The 16,573-nt window shown below is 71.5% G+C and carries 9 protein-coding genes; 6 read left to right on the forward strand and 3 right to left on the reverse strand.

All coding sequences use genetic code 11. The features are described from left to right. The first annotated feature begins 93 nt into the window (after positions 1-93). The gene (locus tag IE185_RS17795) at positions 94-2,871 is read left to right on the forward strand and encodes a glycosyl hydrolase (RefSeq protein WP_138896428.1); all 2,778 of its coding nucleotides are present in this window, start codon (positions 94-96) and stop codon (positions 2,869-2,871) included. Between the two features lie 36 nt (positions 2,872-2,907). Here the strand turns inward: IE185_RS17795 and IE185_RS17800 are convergent, their stop codons facing one another. Together IE185_RS17800 and IE185_RS17805 are read right to left on the reverse strand one after the other, a co-directional pair. Next, positions 2,908-3,939: a LacI family DNA-binding transcriptional regulator gene (locus IE185_RS17800; protein ID WP_189715488.1), complete on the reverse strand. Its 1,032-nt coding sequence runs from the start codon at positions 3,937-3,939 to the stop codon at positions 2,908-2,910. A 168-nt stretch (positions 3,940-4,107) separates the two neighbouring features. Further along, positions 4,108-5,619 (reverse strand): M1 family metallopeptidase, encoded by a 1,512-nt coding sequence (locus IE185_RS17805; protein ID WP_138897643.1) that lies wholly within the window; start codon positions 5,617-5,619, stop codon positions 4,108-4,110. Positions 5,620-5,785: 166 nt separating this feature from the next. On the opposite strand from IE185_RS17805, the gene IE185_RS17810 reads away from it, so the two are divergent. The 5 genes from IE185_RS17810 (at position 5,786) to IE185_RS17830 (ending at position 13,895) form a co-directional block, all read left to right on the forward strand. Beyond that, positions 5,786-7,795, forward strand: coding sequence for a Xaa-Pro dipeptidyl-peptidase (locus tag IE185_RS17810; protein ID WP_138897642.1), 2,010 nt, complete (start codon positions 5,786-5,788; stop codon positions 7,793-7,795). Next, positions 7,795-9,078: a M14 family metallopeptidase gene (locus IE185_RS17815; RefSeq protein ID WP_138897641.1), complete on the forward strand. Its 1,284-nt coding sequence runs from the start codon at positions 7,795-7,797 to the stop codon at positions 9,076-9,078. Before IE185_RS17810 ends, IE185_RS17815 begins: the two co-directional genes overlap by 1 nt. Before the next feature lie 77 nt (positions 9,079-9,155). Continuing rightward, positions 9,156-10,892, forward strand: a complete 1,737-nt coding sequence (locus IE185_RS17820; RefSeq protein WP_138907552.1) for a BCCT family transporter — start codon at positions 9,156-9,158, stop codon at positions 10,890-10,892. A gap of 183 nt (positions 10,893-11,075) precedes the next feature. Beyond that, positions 11,076-12,104 carry an oxidoreductase gene (locus tag IE185_RS17825; protein WP_138899643.1) on the forward strand — a complete coding sequence of 343 codons (1,029 nt, stop codon included), beginning with the start codon at positions 11,076-11,078 and terminating at the stop codon, positions 12,102-12,104. 153 nt (positions 12,105-12,257) lie between these two features. Then, the gene (locus IE185_RS17830; RefSeq protein ID WP_189715490.1) at positions 12,258-13,895 is read left to right on the forward strand and encodes an ABC-F family ATP-binding cassette domain-containing protein; all 1,638 of its coding nucleotides are present in this window, start codon (positions 12,258-12,260) and stop codon (positions 13,893-13,895) included. Positions 13,896-14,092: 197 nt separating this feature from the next. Here IE185_RS17830 and IE185_RS17835 read toward each other — a convergent pair whose 3' ends face one another. Then, positions 14,093-16,528 carry a Tex family protein gene (locus tag IE185_RS17835; RefSeq protein ID WP_189715492.1) on the reverse strand — a complete coding sequence of 812 codons (2,436 nt, stop codon included), beginning with the start codon at positions 16,526-16,528 and terminating at the stop codon, positions 14,093-14,095. Between the last annotated feature and the right edge of the window lie 45 nt (positions 16,529-16,573).

Genomic DNA, 16,573 nt, shown 5'->3' on the forward strand with positions numbered 1-16,573 from the left:
CATGTATTGACACTTCTGTTTCAGGAGTTTTACGTTCCTGACATCTGAGAGCGCTCTCGGACGCCCTTCCCCCACCACCCAGAGGTGCCGTCCATGCCAGCTCCGCCCTTCAGATCCGCGTCCGCGCTGATCCTCGTGTCCGCCCTGACCGCCCTCGGCCTCGGCTCCACCGCCACGCCCGCGGCCGCCGCCACCATCCCCGTAGGCTCGGGCAGTTACTCCGACGTACGCCCCGCCGGAACCTCCGGCCCCACCACCAACACCGGCACGCCCGTGACCCCCAAGCTCACCGCCGCCGCGAAGGACAAGCCGCTTCCCACCAACGACTGGTGGTCCTCCCTCGCCTTCCAGCGGTACGGCGACAATCCGCACTCCACACCCATGTACGGGCACCCGCTCACCTACCAGGCCACCGCCGCCGGCCTGGAGGTCGGCTACCCGACGACTCCCGCCGTCGTCGGGGACGGCCGCCAGTACGAGTACGCCCACAAGCGCGACCTCACGCTCGGCCTGACCGGTCTGAACTCACCCGACACCAAGGCCGACGACTGGTCCGACTGGACCGTCACGCCCTACTGGTCCGACGGCGCCCGCACCCTGCGCACCACCATCGGCCACGGCATGCCCTTCGTATACGCCAAGGGCTCGGGGGCCGGCGCCCAGATCACCACCGCCGCGGCCCCCACCGTCTTCGCCGACCAGGGCAACGTCGTCGGCATCACCGTCGCCGGCCACCACTACGCCCTCTTCGCACCGACCGGCAGCGACTGGACCATCGCCGGCTCCACCCTCACCGCCGGCCTCGGCGCCAAGGACTACTTCTCGCTCGCCGTACTGCCCTCCACCGACGCCCTCGCGACGTACAAGAAGTACGCGTACAGCTTCGTCACCGGATCGAAGGCGACCTGGAGCTCCACCGGCGGCACCGTGAAGGCGACGTACACCCTCACCACCGAGGCGAAGGAGGGCAGCGAGACGGGCACGCTCCAGGCCCTCTACCGCCACCAGTGGTTGCACACCTCCGACCCGCTCACCCCGTACACGTACGTCTCGCCGCGCGGCACGATGAAGGTCCGCGAGAGCGCCTCCTTCACCACGAGCCAGCGGGCCTCCGGCGTGCTGCCCGCGCTGCCGCAGTCGAGCGGCGTCGACAAGGCCAGGCTCCGGGGCTACCTCAACGAGGTCGCGAACGCCGCCGACCCCTTCTCCGGCGCCACCGACACCTACTGGAGCGGCAAGGCGCTGGGCCGCCTCGCCCAGCTCGTGCCCGTCGCCGACCAGATCGGGGAGAGCGCTGTACGCGACAAGCTCCTCGGCCTGATGAAGGGCCGTCTCCAGGACTGGTTCACGGCCGGCGGAGCCAACGAGTTCTCGTACGACAGGATTTGGAAGACCCTGACCGGCTACCCGGCGTCGTACGGCAGCGACACCGAGCTCAACGACCACCACTTCCACTACAGCTACTACGTCTACGCCGCCGCGATCGTCGCCCAGTACGACCAGGCCTGGGCCGCCGACTCCGCCTGGGGCGGCATGGTCAAGACCCTCGTACGGGACGCCGCCAACCCCAGCCGCACCGACACCGCCTTCCCCTTCCTGCGCGGCTTCGACGTGTACGCGGGCCACAGCTGGGCCTCCGGCCACCAGGGCTTCGCCGCGGGCAACAACCAGGAGTCGTCGTCGGAGTCCACCAACCTCAGCGCCGGGCTCGTCCTGTGGGGCGCGGCGACCGGTGACACGGCCCTGCGCGACCTCGGCACGTACCTCCTGACCACCGAGTCGGAGGCGATCGCGCAGTACTGGTTCGACGCCGACGAGCAGGTCTTCCCGTCCCCCTTCGGCCACGACACGGTCGGCATGGTGTGGGGGAGCGGCGGGGCGTACGCCACCTGGTGGACGGCCAACCCGGAGGAGATCCACGGCATCAACGTCCTCCCGGTGACCGGCGGTTCCCTGCACCTCGGCGGTGAGAAGGCCGCCATCCGGCGCAACCTCGCCGAGATGGAACGCGAGAACGGGGGACCGGCCGTCGAATGGCGCGACATCCTCTGGGAGTTCCAGTCGCTGGCCGACCCGGGCGCCGCCAAGGCCAAGTGGGACGCGGGCCACGCCGGCTACACCCCCGAGCAGGGCGAGTCGAAGGCGCACACCTACCACTGGATCAGCACCCTCGACACGCTCGGCGCCCCCGACGCGACGATCAGCGGCGACATCCCGACGTCCGCCGTCTTCACCAAGGGCACGGTACGGACGTACGCCGCCCACAACCACACCTCCACCGCCCGCACCGTGACCTTCTCGGACGGCGGGAAGCTCACCGTCCCCGCCCGCTCGACCGCGACCGGCACCGGCACCGGAGGCACCGACCCGGGCCCGGACCCCGAACCGCCCACCGGCAACACCTTCCAGCTGCGCACCGGCGGCGCCCTGACCACCGCGACGGGCACCACCTCGGTGTCCGACACCCTCGCGTCGGCGGGCGGCGCCAACCACGACGGCACCCCGCACCAGCCGCTGACGTACACCGCCAAGGGGGTAAACGGCACGCTCAAGTCCGGTACGCCGACGGCCTTCCGCCTCCAGGTCGACGCCGGCACGGCGGTCGGGCTCGGCCAGCAGGCGCGCGTCAGCTACGACCTGACGGGCGACGGCACGTACGACCGGACGGAGACCTACCAGTACTTCGCCACCGATCCGGTGACGGGCTGGGAGGACTACACGCAGGCGCGCGGCCTCAGGTCGGCGACCGGCACGCTCGGCGACCTCAAGGGCGGCACCGTACGCCTCGAAGTGTGGAGCGCCATCGGCAACAACACGGCGAGACTCCGTACCGGAACGGGCGACTCGGTGCTGGTGATCCCCTTCCAGTGACCGGGGCGCACCCCCCCACGCGGCGGGCCCCGGCCGTCAGGCCGAGGCCCGCCGCACCAGCTCGGTCGGCATGATCACCGAGGCCGGCGCCCCCGGCCCCCGGTCGCCGCCGTCGTTCAGGACCCGCATCAGCAGCCTGACCATCAGCCGGCCCATGCCCTCGACGTCCTGGCGGACCGTGGTCAGCGGGGGATCGGCGGCGGCCGCCACCGTCACCATGTCGTCGAACCCGACGACCGCCACGTCCTGGGGCACCCGCCGCCCTCGCTCCCGCAGGACCCGCAGGGCGCCGGCGGCCATCAGGTCGTTCGCCGCGAACACGGCGTCCAGGTCCGGCGCGCGCTCCAGCAGTTGTGCCATCGCGCGCGCACCGCTGTCCACCGTGAAGTCGCCCCGCGCGGTGAGGGCGGGATCGGCGTCGAACAGGACGTCGTGGTAGCCGTCGGCGCGGTCGATGGCGGAGGTCTGGTCGCGGGGGCCCGCGATGTGCGCGACGCGTTCGCGGCCCAGGCCCACGAGATGGCGCACGGCGGTACGGGCCCCGCCCCGGTTGTCGCAGTCGACGTACGGAACCGCCGCCGCCCCGGCGCCGGGACGGCCGCCGTAGACGGTCGGCACCTTGGAGCGGTGGACGAGCGCGGGCAGCCCGTCGTCGTCGTGCAGCGAGAAGGCGAGCGCTCCGTCGACGTGGCCGCCCCCGAGGTAGCGGGCGATCCGCTCGTAGTCACCGGGCCCCTCCACCCACAGCAGCACCAACTGCGAGTCGTGCGCCGTCAGTTCCCGGCTGATGCCGCGCACCTGCTGCTCGAAGAAGGGGTCCGAGAAGATCCTGAACTCGGGCTCCGCGATGATCACGGCGACCGCGCCGCTCTGCCGCGTGACGAGGGACCTGGCCGCGTGATTCGGTACGTACCCCAGCTCCTCCACGGCTTCCCGCACCTTGTCGGCCAGCGGCCGCCGCACGCCCGCACCGCCGTTGACGACCCGTGAGGCGGTGGCCCTGGAGACTCCGGCACGGGCCGCGACGGCTTCCAGGGTGGGGCGGGAACCAGCGGGCTGCTCGGGCAAGGCGGGTGCTCCTCGGCGGTGCGGGGCGGGGCTGCTGGGCACCGAGGATATCCGTGGCCGGTACGCCGTGAGAGCGCTTCCACCCACTCCCGCCGCGACGCCGCCGCCCCCGCGCGCCGAGACGCCGCCGCCCCCTCGCGCGGGGCGGCGGCGTCGGCGTACCGCCGGTCAGTGGTGGTCGTGCGCGTGGATCGTGTTCGTCGCGGCGATCTTCTTCCACGACGCGGGCTGCGCGGGCTTCGCCCGCTCACCGGCGTACGAGCGCGCGATCCGGGACTCGGCCGCCTCCGGGGCTCCGGGCTTCGACGGCTGGTACAGCCAGGTGTCGAAGAGCTCGGCGAGCGGCTTGCCCGACACCTTCTCGGCGTACTTCACGAAGTCCGCCACGCTCGCGTTGCCGTGCGCGAACTTCGTCGGCCACCCCTTCAGGATGGTGAAGAAGTCCACGTCCCCGACCTCGTTGCGGAGCGCCTGGACGGCCAGCGCGCCCCGGTCGTACACGGCGATGTGGAACTGGTTGTCGGGCCCCGGGTCGCCCGGCTCCACCGTCCAGAACGGGTCGTCGGCGGCGCGCGTCGCGTAGACGTAGTCGGCGAGCTCCTGCGCCGTGCCCTCGCCCTCCTTCTCGGACCACAGCCACTGGCTGTACCGGGCGAACCCCTCGTTGATCCAGATGTCCTTCCAGCCCTTCACAGCGACGCTGTCGCCGTACCACTGGTGGGCCAGCTCGTGGACGACGACCGAGACGTTCGCACCGTTCGCGAACTGGCGGGGGCTGTAGAACGGCCGGGTCTGCGTCTCCAGGGCGTACCCGCTGGTGACGTTCGGGACGTAACCGCCGAGCGCGTTGAAGGGGTACGGGCCGAAGACCTCGGTCAGGTACTCCGCCACCTCGGTGGTCCGCTCGACGCTGGCGCGCGCGGCCCCGGCGTTGTCACCGAGGTCCTTGCTGTAGGCGTTCAGCACGGGCAGCCCGTTCGCGGTCCGGTCCGTGGTGATGTCGAACCTGCCGACCGCGAGGGTGGCGAGATAGCTGGCCTGGGGCTTGTTCGAGCGCCAGTTGTAGCGGGTCCAGCCGAGCTTAGAGCTCTGCGACTGGAGCACGCCGTTACTGATGGCCTGCGTGCCGTCCGGAACCGACACCGATACGTCGTACGTCGCCTTGTCCAGCGGGTGGTCGTTGCTCGGGAACCACCAGACGGCGGAGTCCGGCTCCTGGGCGGCGACGCCGCCGTCGGGGGTGCGGTGCCAGGCGGTGTAGCCGCCGATCTTGAGCTCGGAGGGCTTCCCGGCGTACCGGACGACGACCGGGACGGCCCGGCCCTTCTCCAGCGGGGCGGCGGGGGTGACGACGAGTTCCTGGTCCCCCTCCTTGACGAACTTCGCCTTCTTCCCGTTCACCCGCACCTCACTCACCCCCAGACCGAAGTCGAGGTTGAAGCGCGACAGGTTCTGCGTGGCGGTGGCGAGGATCGTCGCCGTGCCCTCCAGCAGGTCCGTCCTGGGCTGGTACTTCAGCCGCAGGTCGTAGTGGGAGACGTCGTATCCGCCGTTGCCGCTCGCCGGGTAGTAGGTGTCGCCGATACCCGGAGCGCCGGGGGTGAAATCTGCGGCCGATGCCGGGATCGCCAGCACAAGAGAGGCCGCCAGGGCGCCCGGGGCGATGAGTCTGCGGTGCACGGATGCTCCAAGTGGTCAGTTGGAAGAATCTGTTCGCACCATATTCAGCTCACACGCCACCAGTCATGTCCATGGTCGCTCCTGTCACACGACTGCCATCCGGCCGACACGAGTCCCCCTCCTGCCCTCTTTTGCACGGCAGTTGACCGGAGTAACTTCCAGGCCCATGCCGATACCTGCGTGGGGATCCCGCTCGAAATGGCGAAGGCTCGTCCCGGCGGCCACCGCCGCCCTGATGGCGGTCATGCTGACCCCGGCGAGCGCCCAGGGCGCCGCGCCCGAGGAGAGCAGACCGGTCTACTCCTACGACGACGCGATCCGCGAAGCCGTATGGGTCGACACGCGCATGGACGGTGACGCGGACGGGAAGTCCGACCGGGTCGCCGTCGACATCGTCCGTCCCCGGGAACCGGCCGAACGTGGCCGGAAGATCCCCGTCATCATGGACGCCAGCCCGTACTACTCCTGCTGCGGGCGCGGCAACGAGAGCCAGAAGAAGACGTACGACGCGCACGGGAACCCGGTCCAGTTCCCCCTCTACTACGACAACTACTTCGTGCCCCGCGGCTATGCCTTCGTCGCCGTCGACCTCGCCGGAACCAACCGCTCCGACGGCTGTGTGGACGTCGGCGGACACTCCGACATCCAGTCCGCCAAAGCGGTCGTCGACTGGCTGAACGGCCGGGGCAAGGCGTACACCAGCCGCACCGGCGGCGAGCGCGCCCGGGCCGGCTGGTCGACCGGGAACACCGGAATGATCGGCAAGAGTTACGACGGCACCATCGCCAACGGAGTCGCGGCGACCGGCGTCGAGGGCCTGAAGACCATCGTCCCGATCGGCGCCATCTCCTCCTGGTACGACTACTACTTCGCCCAGGGCGCCCCCCTCTACGACAGCGGCCCCGAGTGGCTCTCCGATTACGTCGAGAGCCCCGCGGCCCGCGCCCGCTGCCAGGCGGTGCAGCAGCGCCTGGTCGACGAGGCCCCGCGCAACGGCGACTTCACGCCGCTGTGGGGGGAGCGCGACTACGTACCGGACGCGGAGAACGTCGACGCCAGCGTCTTCGTCGTCCACGGCATGCAGGACCTCAACGTCCGCGCCAAGCACTTCGGCCAGTGGTGGGACGCCCTCGCCGACGCGGGCGTCGACCGCAAGATCTGGCTGTCACAGACCGGCCACGTCGACCCGTTCGACTTCCGCCGCTCCAATGGGGTCTCCCCTGCTCGAGCGGAGCCGAGAGCTGGGGGATGGGTGAGGACGCTGCACCGCTGGTTCGACCACGAACTCCTCGGCTACGACAACGGCATCGACCGCGAGCCGATGGCCGACATCGAGCGCGCCCCCGACCAGTGGTCCACCGACAAGGTCTGGCCGCCGCGCGCCACGGACGCCACCACCCTGCGCCCCGGCAAGGGCGCGGCGCCCGGCGTCGGCACCCTGTCGCTGAAGCGCGCCGCGTACGGCGCCACGGAGACCTTCACCGACGACCCGAAGCTCTCCGAGAGCGACTGGGCGGCCGCGATCGACACCTCCACCCCCTCCAAGGCGGGCTTCACCACCAAGCCGCTCACCCGCGATCTCCGGCTGTCCGGCTCCTCGCGGGTGACCGTCACGGCGACGCCCTCCACCTCCACCGCGCACCTGTCCGCCGTCCTCGTCGACCTCGGGCCGGACACGATCCGCGACTACACCGCCCCGGGTGAAGGCATCACCACCCTGCCCGGGCGCACCTGCTGGGGTCCGAGCACCACGGGTGACAGCTCCTGCTTCAAGGAGACGAAGGCCCGTACCGCCGACGTCGACCACACGGTGTTCAGCCGGGGCTGGGCCGACCTCGGCACCCACGCCGACCCCGCCGAGGGCCGCCCGCTCACCCCGGGCAAGCGGTACACGATCACCCTCGACCTCCACGCGAGCGACCACGTCGTGCCCGCCGGACACCGTCTCGCCCTGATCGTCGGCGGCACCGACGCCGGCCTCATCGACCCTCCGTCGACGACTCCGACGCTCGAAGTGGCGCTCTCCCGCACGGCCGCGGACCTGCCCGTCGTGGGCGGCGCCAAGGCGTTCGCCCGCGCCACCGCAGGCTCACACTTCTCCGCACCGTCGGCAGCCCGCCTCGACGGCGTGACCGCACCCCGCGCCCAGCGCCCGATCCCGGGAGCCACCCGCTGATGCACCCCCGTGTCCGCGCCCTCGTCGTCGCCGCCACGGCGACGGCCCTGGCCGCACCCCTGACCACCACCACGGCCCAGGCGTCCGCGCCCCCGCCCCGCACCGGTTTCGAACGGACCGACGGCGCGAGCTGGACCACCCAGCCCGACGAGCAGACCTTCCTGCGCGCCGTCGACCGCGCCAGTACCCGGGTCACGCTGTCCACGATCGGCACGACCGGCCGCCAGCGCCCGCTCAACCTCGTACGCATCGCGGCTCAGCGGCACACCTCGGCCACCGTGCTGCTGATCTGCTCCCAGCACGGTGACGAACCGTCCGGGCGCGAAGCCTGCCTGACCACCATCAGGGACCTCGCGTACGCCAAGGACAGGAAGACTCTCGACTTCCTCGCCCGCACCACGGTCCTCGTCATCCCCACCGCGAACCCCGACGGCCGCGCGGCGAACACCCGCACCAACGCCGACGGCATCGACATCAACCGCGACCACATCGCCCTCAAGACGGCCGAGGCCCGGGCGATGGCCGCCGTGACGCGCGACCACAAACCCGACCTCGTCCATGACCTGCACGAGTACGGCGCCACCCCGCCGTACTACGACAAGGACCTGCTGGCCCTCTGGCCCCGCAACCCCAACACGGACCACCGGGTGCACGCGGAGGCCCACACCCTCTCCGAGTCCTATGTGCGCCCGCACGCCCGGGAGGCCGGATTCACCAGCGGCATCTACGGCATCTGGACGGACCCGGTCACCGGCGAGCCGGTCAAACAGGTGGCGGGCGACGGCCAGGAGCGCATCCTGCGCAACACGGCAGGCATCAAGCACGCGGTGGGCCTCCTGGTGGAGACCCGGGTGGACCCGCTGACCGAGGCCGAGAAGAACAGCCCCGCCCTGAACAACAGGCGCCGGGTGAACACCCAACTGGCCGCCCTGACCGGAGCCTTCGCCTTCGTGGACGAGCGACGCGCCCGCATCGGGGCCGCCACGGCCCGCGCCCGCCTCGAAGGCTTCGCGGACCGGGGCCCGATCCACCTGGGCGGCGCCGACAACGACCCGCCCGACCCCGCCGAGACCATCCAGGATCCCCCCTGCGGCTACCACCTTTCGCCGGCCCAGTACGCGCAGGTGAAGGACGAACTGGCCCTGCACGGGGTCACCTCCCGCCCCCGGGGCGAGGGCGCGTACGTACCCCTGCGTCAATCGCGCCGGGCCCTCGCGGCGCTCCTGCTCGACGACCGCGCGGCCTACCCCCTCACAGCAGGGAGGCCCGACACCGCCTGTTAGGCACTTGTGATGTGCGACACATGTGGTAGGGGGTACGGGAGCGAGATCAGCTCAGTGCTTCCCGAAAGGTGCCGCTTGTGTCGCACGAACAGAAACCGGCTCAACGGCTTCGGCTGCCGGTGAGGGCGGCTCTCCCGGGCCGCCACCCGCACGAGGACGAGACGCCCCGGACCGACCGGGTGGTGTTCGGCGTGACGGCCGTTCTCACCCTGGCCTTCGTGCTCTGGGGCTCCGTCTTCACGGACACGCTGGAGAGCGTCTCCGACTCGATGCTGAGCGGCCTGATGCACAACGGCGGCTGGGCCTTCGTCCTGGCCGCCTCCGGCTTCGTGGTCTTCGCCCTCTGGCTGGCCGTCAGCCGTTACGGCAGGATCCCCCTCGGCCAGGAGCACGAGGGCCCGGAGTTCCGGACCGTCTCCTGGGTCGCGATGATGTTCAGCGCCGGCATGGGCATCGGCCTGATGTTCTACGGCGTCAGCGAGCCGCTCGCGCACTACACCACCCCGCCACCGGGGACCGACCCCGCCGACTCGGCGGACGCCATGCAGACGGCCCTGGCCACCACCCTCTTCCACTGGACACTCCACCCGTGGGCGATCTACGCGGTGGTGGGCCTCGCCATCGCGTACAGCACCTTCCGGCGCCGCAGGCGGCAGACCATCAGCGCCGTCTTCGTCCCGCTGATCGGCAAGAAGCGCGCTGACGGCACCCCCGGCCGGGTGATCGACATCCTCGCGATCTTCGCCACCCTCTTCGGCTCCGCCACCTCTCTCGGCCTCGGCGCCCTGCAGATCGGCAGCGGCTTCCGCGAGCTGGGCTGGATGGAGAAAGCGGGCACCGGACTCCTGATCTCCATCATCGGAGTCCTCACCGCCGCGTTCGTCTTCTCGGCCGTCTCCGGCGTCGAGAAGGGCATCCAATGGCTGTCCAACACCAACATGGTCCTGGCCGTGATCCTCGCGGTCTTCGTCTTCATCGCCGGCCCGACCATCCTGATCCTCGACCTCCTCCCCACCTCCCTCGCGGCGTACATCGACCAGATCCCGCAACTGGCAGGCCGTACCGAGGCGGCGACCGGTGGCGGCGAGGTCTCCGAATGGCTGAGCAGCTGGACGGTCTTCTACTGGGCGTGGTGGATCTCCTGGACGCCGTTCGTCGGCATGTTCATCGCCCGCATCAGCCGCGGCCGTACGATCCGTCAGTTCGTGGGCGGCGTCATCCTCGTCCCCAGCACCGTCAGCCTGGTCTGGTTCGCCGTCTTCGGCGGTACGGCGATGAAGCTCCAGGAGCGTCGGCAGCTCGGTGAGGAGTCGACACCGGAGGGCCAGCTCTTCAGCGTGCTCCAGGAGTTCCCCATCTCAGGCGTGATGAGCCTCCTGGTCATGATCCTGGTCGGCATCTTCTTCATCTCGGGTGCCGACGCCGCGTCGATCGTGATGGGCACCCTCTCCCAGCGGGGCACCTTCGAACCGGCGCGGTTCGTCGTCATCTTCTGGGGCGTGGTGACCGGCGCCGTGGCGGCGGTGATGCTGCTGGTGGGAGACGGCAAGGGGGACGCCCTGGCCGGCCTGCAGAACCTCACGATCCTGGTCGCGGCGCCCTTCGTACTCGTCATGATCGGCATGTGCCTGGCCCTGATGCGCGACCTGCGCCTGGACCCGCTGATCGTCCGCGGCGAGATCGCGGAGGAGGCCGTGGAGAGCGCGGTGATCGCGGGCCACGAGAAGTACGCCGGCGAGTTCGAGATCCGCATCGGCCCCGGCACCCCGGAAACCGACACCACGTCACCCCCCGACGACAAGAAGAACCCCTGACCCACATCACCGCCTCCCGGCGCCGAGGTGCCGGGAGGAGACGCCCCGGCGCGGCACCCCCCCGCAGCCAGGGCCACCCGCACCCCCGACGCCGCGCACGACCACCGCGCCGTCCCCGTCCGGACGCCAACGGAATCCGCGATGCCGTGCTCACATCACGTCATAGCTGGGGATACTCAGGACATGTCTGCCGACTACGCGACTTTCGGGCTGGCTCCGGCAATCCGGGCCGGCGGTGTCCTCGTCAACGGGGACTACCAAGTGCACCGCGACTTCATGGACTTCGTCGTCGACGGCCGTCCGCTGCTTTACCAGCTGTCGGGCCTCGACGCGGTGTCCCCACTGGCCGCCGACGTACCACCTGCCATCTTCACCGCGCAGGTCCGCAGCCTGCTCCTCGAAGCGCAAGCACCGCTGCCCGAGGGCCGGTACGTCATCTACGGCTGTCCCGAGTGCGAGAGCTTGGAGTGCGGCGCGGTGACCGCCGTGATCGAGCGGGCCGGGGACGACTTCGTCTGGCGGGACTTCGCCTGGCAGACCACCGCGACCGCGGACCTGGACCTGAACGGCTATCACGGGATAGGCCCGTTCCGCTTCCGCGGCCGGGAGTACCGCGCGGCGCTGGAGCAACTGCTCGCGGCCGGCGACGAGGAGCCCCCGCCCCGCCGCCGCGTGCTGCTGATCGGCGCGCGCGTCGACGTACTGGCCAAGCTGGCCGCGGCGCTGCGGACGATCAACATCGGCGCGGACATCACCGCCGACGCGGCGGACGTACCGCCCGACGAGCTGCGGGCGTACGGAGCGGTGGCCTTCGGCAGGGCGGTGGACGAGCGGGTGCGGGCCGGCACCCGGGCGGCGTTCGAGCGGGCGGGCGCCGACGTCGCCTACGTGGACGGCCTGGCGCCGATCGTCCCGCTGCTGGTGGCCCAGATCGAGGCCGCCCTGGACCGCAGCCCCCTGGAGCAGCGCCGCCTGACGCGGCTCGTGGCGGCGGAGGGCGAGGCGGGAGTGGAGGTGACGTCCACCTGCCACGTGCAGCTGATCGCGTACCGCCTGGACCGGTTGCACCGGACGCACGCCCATGAGGTCTTCGACGACGTGCTGGAACCGGGGAAGCACCGGATCGCGCTGGACGGCCGGGCGACGAAGGGACGGTCGTACGTCGTGGCCCGCACGACGGGAGCGGTCCTGGTGGCCCCCATGATCCGCTGACCACCCCTCGGCCGCACTCCGCCACCCTTCCGGCACCCACCCCACCGGCACCCCCTCCTCGACCGGACCCTCCACCCCCGGCACCCGCTCCCTCCACCCCCTCCCACGGCTGCCCGCCGTCCCGCCCCGTCCCCTCGGTAGGATCGTGGCCTCATGACTGCAACTCTCGTCGCCAAAGATCTCGCCGCCGGCCACGGCGACCGCTCCCTGTTCTCCGGTCTCGACCTGGTGGTCGCCCCCGGCGACGTGATCGGCCTCGTCGGCGTGAACGGCGCGGGCAAGTCCACGCTGCTGCGCCTGCTCGCCGGGCTGGACACCCCCGAGGCGGGCGAGCTGCGCCTCTCGCCCCCCACCGCCACCGTCGGGCACCTCCCGCAGGAGCCGGAGCGCCGGGAGGGCGAGACGGTACGGGCCTTCCTGGCCCGGCGTACCGGAGTGGCCGCGGCCCAGAACGCCCTCGACGAGGCCACCCAGGCACTCGTCGACGAGACCCCGGGTGCGGACGACGCGTACTCCGACAGCCTCGACCGCTGGCTCGACCTGGGCGGCGCGGACCTCGACGAGCGCGCCGAGGAGGTCGCCGCGAGCCTCGGCCTGACGGTCGGCCTCGACCAGCCGATGACGGCCCTGTCCGGCGGCCAGGCCGCCCGCGCGGGCCTGGCCTCGCTGCTGCTGTCCCGGTACGACGTATTCCTCCTGGACGAACCCACGAACGACCTGGACCTGGACGGCCTGGAGCGCCTGGAACGCTTCGTCTCGGGTCTGCGGGCCGGCACGGTCGTCATCAGCCACGACCGGGAGTTCCTCACCCGCACCGTCACCAAGGTCCTGGAGCTCGACCTCGCCCAGCAGCAGATCAAGCTGTACGGCGGCGGTTACGAGGCGTACCTGGAGGAGCGCGAGACCGCCCGCCGGCACGCCCGCGAGGAATTCGACGAGTACGCCGACAAGAAGTCCGCGCTCGAAGGCCGGGCCCAGATGCAGCGCGGCTGGATGGACAAGGGCGTCAGGAACGCCCGCCGCAAGGCCACCGACAGCGACAAGCTGGGGCGCAACCTCCGCAGCGAGGCGAGCGAGAAGCAGGCCGCCAAGGCGCGCCAGACGCAGCGCATGATCGAACGTCTCGACGTCGTCGAGGAGCCCCGCAAGGAGTGGGAGCTGCGCATGGAGATCGCGGCGGCCCCGCGCTCGGGCGCGGTGGTGGCCACGCTGCGCGACGCGACTGTCCGGCGCGGCGACTTCTCGTTCGGCCCCGCGTCACTGCAGATCGACTGGGCCGACCGCGTGGCGATCACCGGGGCCAACGGTGCGGGCAAGTCCACGCTGCTGGCCGCCCTGCTCGGCCGCCTGCTGCTGGACGGGGGCCACGCGTCACTCGGCCCCGGCGTGGTCGTCGGCGAGGTCGACCAGGCGCGCGGCCTGTTCTACGGCTCCGAGTCGCTTCTGGACGCCTTCTGCGCCGCGGTGCCCGACACGGAACCGGCGGAAGTACGGACCCTGCTGGCCAAGTTCGGCCTGCGCGCCGCCCACGTACTGCGCCCCGCCACCACGCTCTCGCCGGGGGAGCGGACCCGCGCCGCGCTCGCACTGCTCCAGGGCCGGGGCGTGAACCTGCTCGTCCTCGACGAGCCGACGAACCACCTGGACCTGACGGCGATCGAGCAGCTGGAGTCCGCGCTCGACACGTACGAGGGCACACTCCTGCTGGTGACCCACGACCGCCGCATGCTGGACGCGGTCCGTACGACCCGCCGCATCGAGGTGGCGGCAGGCAAGGTGACCGAACTCTGACGCCGGCGCGGCCCGACCGGGGGCCGCGAGCCACCGGGCACCCCGAGGAGCGGCGACCTGCGGCGTACGGTCGGGCCGCCGCTCCGGACGGACTCGGCCCGTCGGTGTCTCTGGGCACCGGAGCCCCGGGGCCGCACGGGCCGGTGGGGGAGAGCCCCGCGCAGCGGAACCCGGCCCCCACCCACCGGACCGCCCCGTCAGCCCCGCTTCGGGTCCGTGAGCCCCGCCCGCCGCAACGCGTCGGCCATCGCACTGTTGGCCGGCGCGGGCGCCTGCCGGGCAGCGCCACCCCCGCGCCCAGCAGCGCCCGTACCGCCACCACCGCGCCCAGCGGCCTGCGCACCGCCGCCACCGCGCCGCTCCCGGCCGCCCTGCCGCTGCGCCGGAGGACGGCCGCCCGAGCCGCCGCCCCGCTCCCGCCTGCCCTCGCCGGAGGAGCCCGCCCCGGCCTCGTCCTCCAGCCGCAGCGTCAACGAGATCCGCTTGCGCGGGATGTCGACGTCCATGACCTTGACCCGCACCACGTCGCCCGGCTTCACCACGTCCCGCGGATCCTTGACGAACGTCTTGGACAGCGCCGACACGTGCACGAGCCCGTCCTGGTGGACCCCCACGTCCACGAACGCCCCGAAGGCGGCGACGTTCGTCACCACGCCCTCCAGGATCATCCCGGCCGCCAGATCACCGATCTTCTCGACGCCTTCCTTGAAGGTCGCCGTCCTGAAGGCCGGCCGCGGGTCGCGCCCCGGCTTCTCCAGCTCCTTCAGGATGTCGGAGACGGTCGGCAGCCCGAACTTCTCGTTCACGAAGTCACCGGCCCGCAGCGACCGCAGCACCGCCGTGTTCCCGATGAGCGTCCCGACCCCGCTGCCCGCCGTCTTCACCATCGCCCGCACCACCGGATACGCCTCCGGGTGCACGCTGGACGCGTCCAGTGGGTCCTCGCCGCCCTGGATGCGCAGGAAGCCCGCGCACTGCTCGTACGCCTTCGGGCCGAGCCGCGCCACCTCCTTGAGCCCCTTGCGCGACCGGAACGGGCCGTTCGCGTCACGGTGCGCCACGATGTTCTCGGCGAGCCCGGAGCTGATGCCGGAGACACGCGAAAGCAGCGGCGCGGAAGCGGTGTTGACGTCGACGCCCACGCCGTTGACGCAGTCCTCGACCACCGCGTCGAGCGAGCGCGAGAGCTTCACCTCGGACAGGTCGTGCTGGTACTGCCCGACCCCGATCGACTTCGGGTCGATCTTCACCAGCTCGGCGAGCGGGTCCTGCAGCCGCCGTGCGATGGACACGGCGCCGCGCAGCGACACGTCCATGTCCGGGAGTTCCTGCGAGGCGAAGGCGGACGCCGAGTACACGGACGCGCCCGCCTCCGAGACCATCACCTTCGTCAGCTTCAGCTCGGGGTGCTTGGCGCACAGTTCCCCGGCGAGCTTGTCGGTCTCGCGGGACGCCGTTCCGTTGCCGATGGCGACGAGTTCGACGTCGTGCTCCTTGGCGAGCCGCGCCAGGGTCGCCAGCGACTCGTCCCACTTGTTGCGCGGCACGTGCGGGTAGATCACGTCGGTCGCCAGGACCTTGCCGGTGCCGTCCACCACGGCGACCTTCACGCCCGTACGGAAACCGGGGTCGAGCCCGAGCGTGGCCCGCGTCCCGGCCGGCGCCGCCAGCAGCAGGTCCCGCAGGTTGGCCGCGAAGACACGCACCGCCTCGTCCTCCGCCGCGGTGCGCAGCCGCAGCCGCAGGTCGATCCCGAGGTGCACGAGCACCCGGGTGCGCCAGGCCCAGCGCACGGTGTCGGCGAGCCACTTGTCGCCGGGGCGGCCCTGGTGGGAGATCCCGAAGCGCCGGGCGATCATGTTCTCGTACGCGGACGGCACGGCCGCATCCGACGACGACGCGGAAGGCTCCTCGGGCTCCAGCACCAGATCGAGTACGTCCTCCTTCTCGCCCCGCAGCATGGCGAGCACCCGGTGCGACGGCAGCGCGGTGAAGGGCTCCGAGAAGTCGAAGTAGTCGGCGAACTTCGCGCCGGCCTCCTCCTTCCCTTCCCGCACCTTCGCGACCAGCCGCCCGCGGGACCACATGCGCTCACGCAGCTCACCGATCAGGTCGGCGTCCTCGGAGAAGTTCTCGGTGAGGATCGAACGGGCCCCGTCGAGCGCGGCCTGCGCGTCGGCGACGCCCTTGTCCGCGTCCACGAACGCGGCGGCGGCCGCGAGCGGTTCCACCGAGGGGTCGGCCAGCAGCCCCTGGGCCAGCGGTTCGAGCCCCGCCTCGCGCGCGATCTGCGCCTTCGTACGGCGCTTGGGCTTGAACGGCAGGTAGATGTCTTCCAGCCGGGCCTTGGTGTCGGCGGCCCGGATCCGCGCTTCGAGCGCCTCGTCGAGCTTGCCCTGCTCCCGTACGGACTCCAGGACGGCGGTACGCCGTTCCTCCAGCTCCCGCAGATACCGGAGCCGCTCCTCGAGCGTGCGCAGCTGCGCGTCGTCGAGCATCTCGGTCGCTTCCTTGCGGTAACGAGCGATGAACGGCACGGTCGAGCCGCCGTCGAGCAAATCGACGGCGGCTCGGACCTGCCGCTCATGTACGCCGAGTTCCTCGGCGATCCTGCCTTCGATGGACGTCGTCACGATGTTCCCGACTCGCCTTCTCCTGCGGGCTGTGCTTGAGCCTGC

The organism is Streptomyces chryseus, from assembly GCF_014650755.1.
Classification (GTDB): Bacteria; Actinomycetota; Actinomycetes; order Streptomycetales; family Streptomycetaceae; genus Streptomyces; species Streptomyces chryseus.